This window comes from Allobosea sp. 2RAB26, assembly GCF_052115465.1.
Taxonomy (GTDB): domain Bacteria; phylum Pseudomonadota; class Alphaproteobacteria; order Rhizobiales; family Beijerinckiaceae; genus Allobosea.
Window position 1 is genome coordinate 108,822 of the sequence record NZ_JBFRGS010000003.1, and the last position, 14,400, is coordinate 123,221.

The following is a 14,400-nucleotide window of genomic DNA, read 5'->3' on the forward strand; positions in this document are numbered from 1 at the left end:
CGCGTGCTCGCCGGAGCGGTCAAACGCGGTTGCAAATTGGAACGTGGGCTCGGATAGAGGGGTTCCAATCTGGTTTCGGTTTGGCTTGAGCCAGAGAGTGTGATCGTTCATATGTAAACTATCGCTGTCAAGGCGAAAGTTGCTGGCGGAGGGCAGGATGGAACTCGAGGAAGCGCAAAGCACCCCGCGCGAGAGCATGGACTATGACGTCGTCATCGTCGGCGCAGGTCCCGCTGGTCTCGCAGCCGCCATTCGCTTGAAGCAGCTCGACGAGGCCATCTCGGTGGTCGTGGTCGAGAAGGGGGCGGAGGTCGGCGCCCATATCCTCTCGGGCGCGGTTATCGATCCGATTGGTCTCGACGCGCTGTTGCCTCACTGGCGCCAGGACGAGGCACGCCCGCTGACCACGGAAGTCAGCGAGGACATCTTCTATTTCCTGACCGAGCCGAACGGAATCCGGCTGCCGAATTTCGGCATGCCGAAGCTGATGAACAATCACGGCAATTTCGTCGGCTCGCTCGGGCTGGTGACGCGCTATCTGGCGACCCGCGCCGAGGCGCTGGGTGTCGAGATCTATCCAGGCTTCGCGGCCGCTGAGCTTCTCTTCGATGAGAAGGGCGCCGTCACTGGTGTCGCCACGGGCGACATGGGGATCGCCAAGGACGGCACGGTCTCCGAACGCTTCACCCGCGGCATGGAGCTGCGCGGGCGCTATACCCTACTCGGCGAAGGAGCGCGCGGCTCGCTGTCCAAGATCGCGATCCAGCGCTTTGGTCTCGACAAGGATCGTGAGCCCCAGAAATACGGCATCGGCCTCAAGGAGATCTGGCAGGTCAAGCCGGAGAAGTTCCACAAGGGCCGGGTGCAGCACTCCTTCGGCTGGCCGCTCGACGGCAAGACCGGTGGCGGCTCGTTCCTCTATCATTTCGACGACAATCTCGTCACCGTCGGCTTCGTCGTGCATCTGAACTACGAGAACCCGACACTCTCGCCCTTCGACGAGTTCCAGCGCTTCAAGACGCACCCGATGATCCGGGACGTCTTCGAGGGCGGCAAGCGCCTGTCCTACGGCGCGCGCGCCATCACCGAAGGTGGCTGGCAATCCGTGCCGAAACTCAGCTTCCCGGGCGGGGCATTGGTCGGCTGCGCGGCCGGCTTCGTCAACGTGCCGCGCATCAAGGGCAGCCACAACGCGATCCTGTCCGGCATGCTGGCGGCCGAGCATCTCGTGCCGGCGCTGGCGGCGGGACGCGCGCATGACGAAGTCAGCGAGATCGAAACCAGCTGGCGCGCGTCTCCGATCGGCCGCGACCTCAAGCCGGTCCGCAACGTCAAGCCGCTCTGGTCGAAATTCGGGACGATCGGCGGTGTTGTGCTCGGCGGCATCGACATGTGGCTGAACCAGCTCTTCGGCTGGTCGCCTTTCGGCACGCTCAAGCATGGCAAGCCGGATTACGCGACGCTGAAGCCACTGAGCGAGGTGACGCCGATCACCTATCCCAAGCCGGACGGCAAGCTCTCCTTCGACAAGCTGTCGTCGGTGTTCCTGTCCTCGACCAATCACGAGGAAGACCAGCCCGCCCATCTGAAGCTGACCGATCCCGCCATTCCTGTGGCGAAGAATCTGCCGCTCTATGGCGAGCCCGCCCGGCTCTATTGCCCGGCCGGCGTCTACGAGATCGTCTACAAGGACAACGAGACGAAGAGCGATCCGCGCTTCGTCATCAACGCGCAGAACTGCGTGCACTGCAAGACATGCGACATCAAGGATCCCGCCCAGAACATCACCTGGGTGGTGCCTGAGGGCGGCGGTGGCCCGGGTTACTCGAACATGTGATGAGCCGGCGACGGTGACCGGTGCGATAAGGAGGCCGCGCCCTGCCAGGGCGGCGGCTTGTCCTGCCGAAATGGTCACTTGGCCCCGGCGAGGTGCGGTCGATCATCGCGGCGACCGAGCGAACGATCGTCTCCCTGGGATGATCCTGGGCGAATCGTCGCCACAGAGCCGAGAGATGCAGCTGCAATGGTGATGGCGTGCCGATCTGCAGCGTGACGTGATTGAATTTGTGCGCTGCACGACGTGATTGCAGTGGTTGTTGCATCCTTGCTACGGAGGCGATCTGCGCCGGCTTTGCGGCTTGCCGGGGCGCCCGGAAACGGCCATCTTGCGCGCCTATGCGAAGCGGTCACGGTCGCGCTGAATGGACCCAGCCCCTGTGCCACACGAGGCAGCGGACCGAGGGAGAATAGCAGTCGTGACGTTTCGAATGAACGGCCGAGGGGCCGGCGCGACATTGGCCTTGGCCTTGTTTGTCGCGCTTCATGCCGGGGCCGCTGCGCAGGCCACCACGCAAGCCAATACGCCGACCCGCACCACCGAGCCGCTTGAGCCTGCCGAAAGCCTTGAAGGCAACTATCTGGCCGCGATCGTGGCCGGTGCCGGCCGAGACCTTGGCGCGGCCTCGGTCTTCCTGCGGGAGGCGATCAAGGGCGATCCGAAGAACAACGATCTGCTGGAGCGTGGTTTCGTCGCCTTCCTGGCCGATGGCTCCATGGATGACGCGTTCCGCGCCGCCGAGAAGCTGGTGCAGCGCGACCCGAGCAACGGGCTGGCGCAGCTCGCGATCGGCATTCGCGCCATCAAGCAGAAACAGTATCAGACGGCGCGCAATCACCTGCAGCGCGGCGGGCGCGGGCGTTCCGCCGACATCACGGCGACCTTGCTGTCCGCATGGTCCTATGCCGGCTCCGGCCAGACCAACCGCGCGCTCGAGACGCTCGAGCGGCTCAAGGGCGAGCCTTCCTACAATCTCTTCCGCGACTATCATGCCGGCCTGATCCTCGATATCGCCGGCCGCAAGGCGGATTCCGAGCGCAGGCTCAAGGCGGCCTATGAGGCCGAGAAGACGACGCTGCGTCTCGTCGATCTCTGGGCTCGCTTCCAGACCCGCTCCGGCGATTTCGAAGGAGCTGCGGCAACCTATGGCGCCTTCGACAGGCTCCTGCCGAATCACCCCATCGTGCGTGACGGATTGACCCGGGTCGCCGCCAAGGAGCCGCTTGCCCGCTCGGTCGCTACGGCGCAGCAGGGTGCTGCCGAAGTGCTCTACGGCCTCGCCAGCGCGGGGAACCGCCAGGGAGACGAGGCCGCTGCACTGCTCTATCTCAGGCTCGCCCTCTATCTTGACCCCAATCACGATCTCGCCGTCCTGACACTCGGCGACATCCTGGAGCGGGCCAAGCAGCTCGATGATGCGGTGACGGTCTACAACCGCATGCCGCCGGGTTCGCCGCTGGCCTCCAATGCCGAGATCCAGTCCGGTCTGGCGCTGGAAGCGCTTGGCAAGTCGGACGAGGCGGTGAAGCATCTCGAAGCGCTGATCGCAGCGCGCCCTGACGATGTCGACGCGCTCTCGGCGCTCGGCAATGTCTACCGCTCACGCAAGCGCTTCGCCGAGGCTGCCGACACCTATGACAAGGCGATCGCGAAGCTCGCTTCGCCGGGCCGCTCGAACTGGGACCTTTATTACTTCCGTGGCATCGCCCGCGAGCGCATCAAGCGCTGGGCGGAGGCCGAGGAGGATCTGCGCAAGGCCCTCGAACTGATGCCGGAGGCGCTGGGGCGCGAGCGGGCGCTGGTGCTCAACTATCTCGGCTATTCCCTGGTCGATCAGCATCTCAAGCTCGATGAAGCGCTGGGCATGCTGCGCCGGGCCGTCGAACTGCGCCCGCGTGACGGCTACATCACCGATTCGCTCGGCTGGGCTTACTACCGGCTCGGCCGCTATACCGAGGCGACCCGCGAACTCGAGCGCGCGATGGAGCTGCGGCCCTCCGATCCGGTGATCAACGATCATCTCGGCGATGTCTATTGGCGCGTCGACCGCAAGCTGGAGGCGGTCTTTCAGTGGAACGCCGCCCGCGATCTCAGCCCGGAGCCCGAGGATCTGGTCAAGATCAAGCACAAGATCGAGAAGGGGCTGGAGGAGGCCCCGTCGGCCAATGCCGCCGAGCCGAAGGCGGATGGCGGCTGACCGATGCATTGTGATGCGGTGACGGACCTCGCGTGCCTGTTGCGCTGACGACCCGCGCTCGCGCCAAGGTCAATCTCGATCTGAAAATCCTCGGCCGTCGCGCCGATGGCTACCACGAGCTGAAGAGCCTCGTCGCCTTCGCCAGTGTCGGTGATTCGCTGGCGCTGGAACCGGCTTCAGGCCTCGGCCTGACGATCGGTGGTCCGCAAGGCACCAGTCTTGTCGCGGATGATGGGAATCTGGTTCTCCGTGCCGTGCAGGCGCTGGCAGACGAGCTCCCCGGACTGCGAACCGGACATTTCCACCTCGTCAAGCGTCTGCCGGTCGCCTCCGGCATTGGCGGAGGCTCGGCTGACGCGGCAGCAACCTTGCGTCTGCTGGCAAGGCTGAACGGGCTCTCGCCTGCCTCGCCTCAGCTGCAGCGCGCTGCCATCAGGGTTGGCGCCGATGTCCTGGTCTGCCTCGAGTCGCGCGCTCGCATCATGGCCGGGATTGGCGAGCGCCTCGGCCCCGCACTGTGCCTGCCGCCGCTCTTCGCCATTCTGGTCAACCCGAATGTCGCCGTCGGCACCGCAGACGTTTTCCGTACGCTCGGACTTGCGCAGGGGCAATCTTGCCCGGCCGCAGTGGAATCGGGCATCGGTGCGGCGGAGCGCTTCGCTGCTGCCCCGGACCTGCTTGCGGCGCTGCATCGGACCGGCAACGATCTCGAAGCCCCGGCGGCTCAGGTCGCGCCGATCATCACCGACGTCCTGCAGCGGCTGTCCCGGCTGCCGGGTTACCGGCTCGGCAGAATGTCAGGCTCGGGCGCGACCTGCTTTGCCCTGTTCGACGATTGCCGGCAGAGCGCTGCCGCTGCGAAGCTGCTGGCGGATGAGCGGCCGGATTGGTGGATCAAGCCGACCCTGCTGAGATGAGGTCCGCGGGCTGCTCAGTGCGCCCGCGCCACGCTCAGTGCGCCCGCGCCACGCTCAGTGCGCCCGCGCCACGCAGAAATCGACTGTCTCGTTCAGCGCCTGCTTCATCGGCGATGAGGGGAAGAGGCCGAGCGCATCCTTCGCCATCTTGGCGTAGTGCTGGGCCCGCTCGATCGTATCGTCGAGGGCACGGTGACGGCGCATGATCGCTTGCGCCTCCTCGAGATCGCCGTCCTTGATCTCGCCATCCTGCAGCGTGCGGCGCCAGAAGGCGCGTTCGGTCTCGTCGCCGCGCCGGAAGGAGAGCACGACCGGCAGGGTGATCTTGCCCTCGCGGAAATCGTCGCCGGTGTTCTTGCCGAGTTTGTTCGCGACGCCGCCGTAGTCGAGCGCGTCGTCGATGAGCTGGAAGGCGATGCCGAGATTGAGCCCATAGCTGCGGCAGGCGGCAGCATCGGCCTTGGGTGATTCGGCGATCACCGGCCCGACTTCGCAGGCCGCCGCGAACAGCTCCGCGGTCTTGCCGCGGATGACGGCGAGGTACTCGTCCTCGGTCGTGGCGGTGTTCTTGGCCGCGGCGAGCTGCATCACCTCGCCTTCGGCGATGACGGCGGCTGCGGTGGAGAGAATATCGAGCGCGCGGAGCGAGCCGACCTCGACCATCATCTTGAAGGCCTGTCCGAGCAGGAAGTCACCGACCAGCACGCTCGCTTCATTGCCCCAGACCATGCGGGCCGCGAGCTTGCCGCGGCGCATGTCGCTCTCGTCGACGACGTCGTCATGAAGCAGCGTTGCGGTGTGCATGAACTCGACGCTGGCCGCGAGCTTGACATGACCCTCGCCCCGATAGCCGCAGAGCGCGGCCGTGGCGAGCGTCAGCATCGGCCGCAGGCGCTTGCCGCCCGACGAGATCAGGTGGTTGGCGACCTCGGGGATCATGGTGACGTCCGAGCCGGTGCGCGACAGGATCATCGCATTGACGCGCTCCATGTCGGTGCGTGTCAGGCCGACGAGACCCTCGATACTGGCCTGTCCCTGTTCCTTGTCCTCGAAGGGTACGACGACGCCCACGCTGCTCACTCCGGCCGATTTCAGCTTTGTTGCATTGCCACAACCGTTGCATGGGTGGCCAGCCCCCGCAATCGCACTTTGACGCCGCACCCGCGAGTCCAGGGCCGAAAATGGCTTGCGCGCAGACCCTGCCTTCGTCTCCATGACACAATGCACGAACTCGTCCGTACCAATGACCTTGTCCTGCTTGGCGCCATCGAGGCGCTGCTCGCATCCGCCAATCTCGATTGTCTGATCGCCGACCAGCACATGAGCGCGCTTGAGGGCATGACCGGAGCCTTCCAGAGGCGCCTGCTCGTGCGCGAGGTGGATCGCCGAAGGGCCCGCGCGCTTTTGATCGAGGCGGGGTTCGGCGCCGAGCTGCGCGATGAGTGATTCGGAGACGGATCTCGGCGAGATCGTCGAGGATCGATTGCTCGATGGCCGTCTGATTCTTCGTCAGCCGAAGAAGGGGCATCGTGCCGGCACGGACGCGATTCTGCTCGCTGCGGCGTTGTCGGAAGACGAAACAGGCCCGCTGGCCGATTTCGGCGCTGGCGTCGGGACGGTCGGTCTGGCCGCGGCGATGCTTCGGCCGGAGCTGACGGTCACGCTGATCGAGCGGCATCCCCGCCTTGCGGCGCTGGCCGAGCAGAACATCGTCCTGAACGGCTTCGGCGATCGGGTCAGGCTCGTTGCGGCCGATGTCGGGGCCGGTGCCGAAGCCAGCCTTGTGCCAGCAGGTTTCGCCTGCGTGGCAATGAACCCGCCCTTCTTTGCAGACGATACGGTGAAGGCGTCGCCAGTGAGCAACCGGCGAACGGCGCATGTCGCCGATCAGCCGTTCGAAATCTGGTTGAAGGCAGCGCGCCGGCTGCTCAAGCCGCGCGGACGCGTCGCGATCATTCATCGGGCCGAGGCGCTGGGGGCTATTCTGAATGGGCTGGAAACCGGCTTTGGTGGCGTGGCCATCCGCCCCGTGCACGCCTCGGCCGACCGGCCGGCGATTCGCATCATCGTCACGGCGACGCTGAACAGCAGAAAGCCGGCAGCGCTGCTGCCGGCCTTTGTCTTGAACGGGCCTGATGGCCGCTTCACCGAACTCAGCGAAGCGGTTCACCGTGGCCGGGCACTGCTCGGCTAAAGCATCGGCCCGAAAAGTGGATTGCGGTTTTCGGGAAAGCCGATGCGAACACAGAAGGTTAGATGATCGGCCCGAAAAGTGGATTGCGGTTTTCGGGAAAGCCGATGCGAACATAGAAGGTTAGATCACCGGCCCGAAAAGTGGATCACCGCTCTCGGGAAAGCCGATGCAATCACGGACGGTGAGATCAGCGGCAGATCCGCTGCTGCTGCACGACCCAGCGCCAGCCATCCCAATAACGGAACGGGCGGAAAAAGCAGCGCGGGCGGTAATACGGACCGCCATAGCCGTAATAGGGCTGCGGACCGCCATAATAGGGCCGACCGTAATAGGGGCGCGGGCCCCAACCCGGGCCATAGCCGTACTGGACCTGCTCGTAGCCATGATCCGCCTGCGCGGCTGCACTCAAGCCGAGGGTGACGACCTGGGCCGAGGCCGGGGCGCTGGCGATGACGCCGCCGCCGAGGCTGACCGCTGCCGCGACACCGAGAAAAGCTTTGCGAAGCATGGCGTGGATTCTCTCCCCTGCCGGTCGAACACCAATTCGGTGAAGATGCTAACGCTCAAAAACTGAACGGCGCGACACCGCGCCGTTCAGCTATCCTTCATCGGACCGCCACATGGCAGCCACAATTCACGCCGCGATCAGCGGCAGACGCGCACCGAACGCATCACCCAGCGATAGCCGTTCCAGACGCGGCGGTTACTGTAGAAGCAGCGCGGACGATAGACCGGGCGGCCGTAATACGGGCGGCGCGGGCCATAATAGGGACGCGGGCCATAGTACTGCGCCTGCTGGACCAGATCAGTCGGAGCCTGCGTCGTCTGCATCGTGCCGGTGCTGACCGGTGCGGCCGTTGCGGGGGCGACGGTGAAGGCCGCGAACATGAGGGTGAGCGCTCCGAAGAGAGCGGCAATGAAACGTGATGACAGCATTAAGCTACTCCTGCTGGCTGACGCCGCCGGCCCGTCTCGAGCGCTCGCCCCGAACGCCGCGGACTGTACGGTTGCTGCGGAGATTATCCCGCCGATCATGAACGAATGCTGTCCGCGTCGGTTCCATGGTCATGCGCGGAATGCTTGACCGCGCGCCGTGGCTGCCCCTAAGCACGCCGCTATTCTTAGATTGTCTGGAAGGCTCAAGCTCTTGGCCGGTGCTCCCGTCTCCGATCCGATGAACCCGACCCGCTCGTTCCAGGGCCTGCTGCTGACCTTGCAGCGCTTCTGGGCGGAGCGCGGTTGCGTCGTCCTGCAGCCCTACGACATGGAAGTCGGCGCCGGTACGTTCCACCCGGCGACGACGCTGCGCGCGCTCGGTCCCAAGCCCTGGAAGGCTGCCTATGTCCAGCCTTCGCGTCGGCCGAAGGACGGCCGCTATGGCGAGAACCCCAACCGCCTGCAGCATTATTACCAGTTCCAGGTCATTCTGAAGCCATCGCCGCCGGATCTGCAGCAGCTCTATCTCGACTCGCTCCAGGCCATTGGCGTCGACATGGGGCTCCACGATATCCGCTTCGTCGAGGACGATTGGGAGAGCCCGACACTGGGCGCCTGGGGGCTCGGCTGGGAGTGCTGGTGCGACGGCATGGAGGTGAGTCAGTTCACCTATTTCCAGCAGGTCGCCGGCGTCGAATGCGCGCCTGTCGCGGGAGAGCTGACCTATGGGCTCGAACGTCTCGCCTGCTATCTGCAGGGCGTCGACCGCATCATGGATCTGAATTTCAACGGGCTCGAGGGTGAGGATCGCGTCAGCTACGGCGATGTCTTCCTCCAGGCCGAGCAGGAATTCTCGCGCTATAATTTCGAACATGCCGACACGGCGATGCTGTTCCGCCACTTCAACGATGCCGAGGCCGAGTGCCGGGCGCTGCTCGCCGCGGGCGAAGCCGGGGAGGGAGCCAATGATCCGCGCCACTCGCTGGCGCTGCCGGCCTATGACCAGTGCATCAAGGCCAGCCACATGTTCAACCTGCTCGATGCGCGCGGGGTGATCTCGGTCACCGAGCGCCAGAGCTACATCCTGCGCGTGCGTGAACTGTCCAAGGCCTGCGGTGCGGCCTGGCTGAAGACCGCCGGCGGGGGAGCGAACTGATGCCCGATCTCCTGCTCGAACTCTTCTCGGAAGAGATTCCCGCCCGCATGCAGCGCAAGGCGGCGGAAGACCTCAAGAAGCTCGTCACCGATGAGTTGGTCGAACGCGGCCTCGTCTATGAGGGCGCCAGGGCCTTTGCGACGCCGCGCCGCCTCGCCTTGCACATCGCTGAACTGCCGGTGCGCGGCCGCGATATCCGCGAGGAGCGCAAGGGGCCGCGCGTGGGCGCGCCCGACGCCGCCGTCCAAGGGTTCCTGAAGGCGGCAGGGCTTGCCTCGCTCGACCAGGCGACCATCGTCAGCGACCCCAAGAAGGGCGATTCCTACGTCGCCATCATCGAGAAGCCGGGGCAGGAGACGGTCGCCGCCATCGCCGAGATCGTCCCGCAGGTGATTCGCAGCTTTCCCTGGCCGAAATCGATGCGCTGGGGCAAAGCCTCCGCCGCCGGCGCCAGCCTGCGCTGGGTGCGCCCGCTCCACTCGATCCTCTGCACCTTCGGGCCGGAGACCGAGGAGCCCGAGGTGGTCCGGTTCGAGGTCGACGGCATTGCCTCCGGCAACACGACCTATGGCCACCGCTTCCATGCGCCTCAGGCCATAACAGTCAGGCGTTTCGACGATTATGTCGCGCATCTGGAAAAGGCGAAGGTCGTGCTCGATGCCGACCGGCGCAAGGAAATCATCCTCACCGACGCCCGGAACCTCGCCTTCGCGCAGGGGCTGGACCTCGTCGAGGATGAAGGCCTGCTCGAGGAGGTCGCCGGCCTCGTCGAATGGCCGGTCGTGCTGATGGGCGCCTTCGAGGAGCGCTTCCTCGAGATTCCGGGCGAGGCGATCCGCGCCACGATCCGCGCCAACCAGAAATGCTTCGTGCTGCGTGACCCGGTGACGGGCGCGCTCGCCAACAAGTTCATCCTTGTCTCGAACCTGAACGCCAGCGATGGCGGCAGCGCAATCGTCGCCGGCAATGGCCGCGTCGTGCGTGCGCGCCTCTCGGACGCGGCCTATTTCTTCGCGACCGACAAGGGCTCACTGCCCGATCTCGACACGTTCAGGGAGAGTGCCGGGACACTTGGCCTCGACCTCGCCAAGCCGCTCGACCAGCGCATGGCCAAGCTTGATAAGCTCGGCGTCGTCTTCCACGCCAAGCTTGGGACGCAGGGCGCGCGCGTGCAGCGCATCGCGGCGCTGGCTCGCGAGCTGGCGCCGCTCGTCGGTGCCGATCCCGCTCTCGCCGAACGCGCGGCGAAACTCGCCAAGGCCGATCTGCCGACCGAGATGGTCGGCGAGTTCCCGGAATTGCAGGGGCTGATGGGCCGGAAATATGCCGAGCTGCAGGGCGAGAACGCTTCTGTCGCCGCAGCGATCGAAGAGCACTACAAGCCGCTCGGCCCCTCCGATCGCGTGCCGACGGATCCGGTCTCCGTTGCCGTGGCGCTGGCCGACAAGCTCGATACGCTGGTCGGCTTCTGGGCCATCGACGAGAAGCCGACCGGGAGCAAGGATCCCTATGCGCTGCGCCGCGCGGCGCTGGGCGTGATCAGGCTGGTTGTCGAGAATGGGGTCAGGCTCTCGCTCGCCGATCTGGCCAGGGATCCAGACCTCGTCTCTTTCTTCCATGACCGCTTGAAGGTCGTGCTGCGCGATGCCGGGGCGCGGCATGACCTGGTCGATGCCGTGCTGGGCGAAGGCGCATCGAACAGCGACGATCTCCTGCTCATCACCCGCCGCGTCGACGCGCTCAGCCGCTTCCTCGACACCGAAGACGGCGTGAACCTGCTCAGCGGTTATCGCCGTGCGGCGAATATCCTCAAGGCCGAGGAGAAGAAGGACGGCGAGGGCGCTTTTGCCGCTGCCGCCGATCTCCAGCTCATCGCCGATGCCGGGCTGATCGAAGAGAAGGGGCTCGCCGTTGCACTGGCCCAGGCAACGCCGAAGGCCGAGGCTGCCGTCGCCAAGGAGGATTTCGAGAGTGCGATGGCTGCGCTGGCCGAGCTCAGGCCCGCGGTCGATGCCTTCTTCGACAAGGTTACGGTCAACGATCCCGATCCGGCCCTGCGCGCCAACCGCCTCAAGCTGCTCAACCAGCTGCGTGAGGCGACGCGCGCCGTGGCGGATTTCTCGCGGATCGCAGGCTAGCGCGCCACGGCGCCTTGCGGCGAGCATCCGCGCCTCGCGACAGGCATGGTCGGGTCAGGCCCGATTATGCCGAAAATGGCGGTGAAAGCTCGGGATAAGCGGGCGCTCGGCCCCTGAAACGGAACCAATTCCCATCCTGCGACGTTCTGTCCTGCAGAGAAACCGTGCCGCGAACGCCTCGCGCACGGCCTCCGGGGGGCCGGCAAGCGGCCGCGATAAAGGATGTGGGCTATGGGTCTGAGTATTCTGATTTCGCTTCTGATCACGATTCTGGTGATCGGTCTGGTGCTCTATCTCGTGCGCATGCTGCCGCTCGATGCCCAGATCAAGAACATCGTCCAGATCATCGTCATCATCATCGGCATCATCTCGCTGCTGCGCTATCTCGCGGTTTTCTGAGCGCCAGCGCGGGTCGATTGACGTGCGCTGAGCACTGATCCACTCTCCTATCGGTCAAAAGGGCCCGGACGACTCCGTCATGGGCCCTTTTCCGATTCGAGAGCGTCGCGATGAATTCGCAGAACCGGACCACCCATATCCGCCTGACGTCGCATCCCGAGCCTGGCAGTGCGGCGACGCGCTTCCCGATCCGATGGGGTGCGGAAACCGCCGTCGAGCGCGGCCCGGTCATTGCCTCGACCACCAACCCGGCTGACCGCAACGTCATAGGAGCCCATGGCGGCTCCTACTCGGTCTATCGTGCGCTTGCGATCTCGGCGCGCGCCATGAATCCGTCGCAGCGCCCGGACCTGACGAACACGCAGCCGACCACTGACATTCTGCCGCAGCCGCAATGGGCTGAACCCGGCAAGATCGTCTCGCTGGACCCTTACGGCCATCGGGTCGCACAGGATTTCGGGCGACTGATTGCCGAGGGCGTCGATATCCGGCCAACCATCGCCATCACCAAGGCGCGGTTGAACCTGCCGGAGATTCTCGCGGCGATGGCTGGCCACAGGCTCGCCGCCGATGAGGGTATCCTGCACAAGTCCGGCGATATCAGCGTCACCAAGATCGCGATCGACCCGGTCTGGCATCTGCCGGGCATTGCCGAGCGCTTCGGTACGTCGGAGCAGGAATTGCGCCGCACGCTGTTCGAGCAGACCGGCGGCATGTACCCCGAACTCGTCACCCGACCCGATCTGCACGTCTTCCTGCCGCCGATCGGCTCGATCACCTGCTATGTCATCGGCGATATCTCAGCGATCACCGATCCGAAGCGCAGGGTTGCCTGCCGTGTCCATGACGAATGCAACGGCTCGGATGTCTTCGGCTCCGATATCTGCACCTGCCGGCCCTATCTCGTGCATGGCATCGAGGAGGCGGTGAAGGAGGCGCAAGGCGGCGGCGTCGGCCTCATCGTCTACAACCGCAAGGAGGGCAGGGCGCTTGGCGAGGTCACCAAGTTCCTCGTCTACAATGCCCGCAAGCGCCAGGAGGGTGGCGATTCCGCTGCGACCTATTTCGAGCGCACCGAATGCGTTGCCGGCGTGCAGGATGCCCGCTTCCAGCAATTGATGCCGGATGTGCTGCATTGGCTCGGTGTCACGCGCATCGACCGGTTGATGTCGATGTCGAACATGAAATACGACGCCATGGTGCAGTCGGGCATCGAGATCGGCGAGCGCGTTGCCATTCCGCCGGAGCTGATCCCGCCCGATGCCTCGGTCGAGATCGAGGCCAAGAAGGCAGCCGGCTACTACTCGCCGGAGGGCACGCCTGGCGACAACACGCTGAAGGCGACCGTCGGTCGCGACCTCGACAAGTTCTGAGAGCACCAGCCAGCCATGCCCGACCGTGACCCCGAGGCCGTCCGCCGGCTCCTGAAGCCCGCCGCAATCCGTGAGCGGGCGCAGGAAATGCTCCAGCTCGGCCTTGAAGGCCGCCTGCTGCATTTCTCCGTGCATCCCGAGCGGCTGGCGGCCTGCGCGGACTATGTCCTCGAGACGATCCGGGCAAATTATCCGACGCTGGACATCCCCTTCCACGCGCGCTGGCGCCATTTCGTGGTCGGAGGCATGGATCGCTGGAGCATGCTTGAGCGCGGGGCGCATTTCCCGGATGCCGGAGCGCGCGGCCGCGCGGCCTACGATCTCGCGGTCGTCAGCGTTCTGCTCGATGCCGGTGCGGGGCCCGCCTGGAGTTATCACGACAGGGTGACGGGCAAGCCGATCGGCCGATCGGAAGGGCTGGCGCTCGCCTCGCTCGGCATGTTCGCTGCGGGGCTGTTCTCGAGCGACGCGGCGGACCCGCTACGGGCCGATTCCGAGGCCCTGAAGCGGCTCGACACCGAGGCATTCGCCGCCGGTTTCCAGGCCGGACCGGCCAATCCCCTGCTTGCGCTCGAAGGGCGGGCCGCATTGCTGAACCGACTCGGCGAGGAACTCGAACGCCAGGGCCTGACACGGCCGGGCGACCTCTTCGATCGCTTCATCGAGACGGCGTCGGGCGGCTCGATCCGCGCCGCCCACATCCTGGCCGAGGTTCTCGGCACCTTTGGCGGCATCTGGCCGTCACGACTGACGATCGCAGGAATTGCCCTGGGCGATACCTGGCGGCATCCGCTGATCGCTCCGGATGTCTCCACGGCCGGGCTCGTGCCGTTCCACAAGCTCTCGCAATGGCTCTCATATTCGCTGATCGAACCGCTGCAATGGGCCGGCATCACCGTCGTAGATATCGATGATCTCACCGGCCTGCCCGAGTATCGCAATGGCGGGCTGTTCCTCGACCTGGGCGTGATCACGCTCAAGCATGCGGATGATGCGGCGCGCAGTCACGAGGTCGCGTCGCCGCTCGTGGTCGAATGGCGGGCGCTCACGGTGGCCCTGCTCGATGAGTTGGGTGTGCTCATTCGGGAGCGGCTTGATCGCTCGCGGGACGAACTCCCGCTCGCCAAGATCCTCGAGGGTGGGACCTGGGCTGCCGGACGGCGCATCGCACGAGAAAAACGCGGGGATGGCGGGCCGCCCTTGACCATCGTCAGCGATGGCACGGTATTCTGAGACCGTGCTGCCGTGAGCAG

Annotated in this window: 13 protein-coding genes; 10 read left to right on the forward strand and 3 right to left on the reverse strand. The window is 65.5% G+C overall.

The window, feature by feature from the left end:
• Window positions 1–157 precede the first annotated feature (157 nt).
• From AB4118_RS06235 to AB4118_RS06245, 3 genes are all read left to right on the forward strand, one after another.
• Entirely contained in the window at window positions 158–1,837 is a 1,680-nt protein-coding gene (locus AB4118_RS06235) for an electron transfer flavoprotein-ubiquinone oxidoreductase (RefSeq protein ID WP_441488933.1), read from the forward strand.
• A gap of 418 nt (window positions 1,838–2,255) precedes the next feature.
• A complete protein-coding gene (locus tag AB4118_RS06240) occupies window positions 2,256–4,034 on the forward strand; it encodes a tetratricopeptide repeat protein (RefSeq protein WP_441488934.1) in 1,779 nt (592 codons plus the stop codon).
• A gap of 32 nt (window positions 4,035–4,066) precedes the next feature.
• On the forward strand, window positions 4,067–4,951 hold the full coding sequence (locus tag AB4118_RS06245; protein ID WP_441488935.1) for a 4-(cytidine 5'-diphospho)-2-C-methyl-D-erythritol kinase: 885 nt from the start codon (window positions 4,067–4,069) through the stop codon (window positions 4,949–4,951).
• A 54-nt stretch (window positions 4,952–5,005) separates the two neighbouring features.
• Here AB4118_RS06245 and AB4118_RS06250 read toward each other — a convergent pair whose 3' ends face one another.
• Complete coding sequence (locus AB4118_RS06250; RefSeq protein ID WP_069877467.1) at window positions 5,006–6,022, reverse strand: polyprenyl synthetase family protein; 1,017 nt, start codon at window positions 6,020–6,022, stop codon at window positions 5,006–5,008.
• 150 nt (window positions 6,023–6,172) lie between these two features.
• On the opposite strand from AB4118_RS06250, the gene AB4118_RS06255 reads away from it, so the two are divergent.
• Window positions 6,173–6,397, forward strand: a complete 225-nt coding sequence (locus AB4118_RS06255; protein WP_069877466.1) for a putative signal transducing protein — start codon at window positions 6,173–6,175, stop codon at window positions 6,395–6,397.
• On the forward strand, window positions 6,390–7,145 hold the full coding sequence (locus AB4118_RS06260; RefSeq protein WP_441488936.1) for a tRNA1(Val) (adenine(37)-N6)-methyltransferase: 756 nt from the start codon (window positions 6,390–6,392) through the stop codon (window positions 7,143–7,145). Before AB4118_RS06255 ends, AB4118_RS06260 begins: the two co-directional genes overlap by 8 nt.
• 187 nt (window positions 7,146–7,332) lie before the next feature.
• Here the strand turns inward: AB4118_RS06260 and AB4118_RS06265 are convergent, their stop codons facing one another.
• Window positions 7,333–7,653 carry a hypothetical protein gene (locus AB4118_RS06265; RefSeq protein ID WP_441488937.1) on the reverse strand — a complete coding sequence of 107 codons (321 nt, stop codon included), beginning with the start codon at window positions 7,651–7,653 and terminating at the stop codon, window positions 7,333–7,335.
• Window positions 7,654–7,790: 137 nt separating this feature from the next.
• Window positions 7,791–8,081 carry a hypothetical protein gene (locus AB4118_RS06270; protein WP_441488938.1) on the reverse strand — a complete coding sequence of 97 codons (291 nt, stop codon included), beginning with the start codon at window positions 8,079–8,081 and terminating at the stop codon, window positions 7,791–7,793.
• Between the two features lie 238 nt (window positions 8,082–8,319).
• Here AB4118_RS06270 and AB4118_RS06275 point away from each other — a divergent pair, with 238 nt between their 5' ends.
• The 5 genes from AB4118_RS06275 to AB4118_RS06295 all read left to right on the forward strand — a co-directional run bounded on the left by AB4118_RS06275 (window position 8,320) and on the right by AB4118_RS06295 (window position 14,380).
• On the forward strand, window positions 8,320–9,237 hold the full coding sequence (locus AB4118_RS06275) for a glycine--tRNA ligase subunit alpha (protein WP_069882152.1): 918 nt from the start codon (window positions 8,320–8,322) through the stop codon (window positions 9,235–9,237).
• Complete coding sequence (gene glyS, locus AB4118_RS06280; RefSeq protein WP_441488939.1) at window positions 9,237–11,375, forward strand: glycine--tRNA ligase subunit beta; 2,139 nt, start codon at window positions 9,237–9,239, stop codon at window positions 11,373–11,375. Before AB4118_RS06275 ends, glyS begins: the two co-directional genes overlap by 1 nt.
• 231 nt (window positions 11,376–11,606) lie before the next feature.
• Window positions 11,607–11,774, forward strand: coding sequence for a Thivi_2564 family membrane protein (locus AB4118_RS06285; protein WP_441488940.1), 168 nt, complete (start codon window positions 11,607–11,609; stop codon window positions 11,772–11,774).
• 110 nt (window positions 11,775–11,884) lie between these two features.
• Window positions 11,885–13,147: a GTP cyclohydrolase II gene (locus AB4118_RS06290; protein WP_441488941.1), complete on the forward strand. Its 1,263-nt coding sequence runs from the start codon at window positions 11,885–11,887 to the stop codon at window positions 13,145–13,147.
• Between the two features lie 15 nt (window positions 13,148–13,162).
• Window positions 13,163–14,380, forward strand: a complete 1,218-nt coding sequence (locus AB4118_RS06295; RefSeq protein WP_441488942.1) for a URC4/urg3 family protein — start codon at window positions 13,163–13,165, stop codon at window positions 14,378–14,380.
• The last annotated feature ends 20 nt before the right edge of the window (window positions 14,381–14,400 follow it).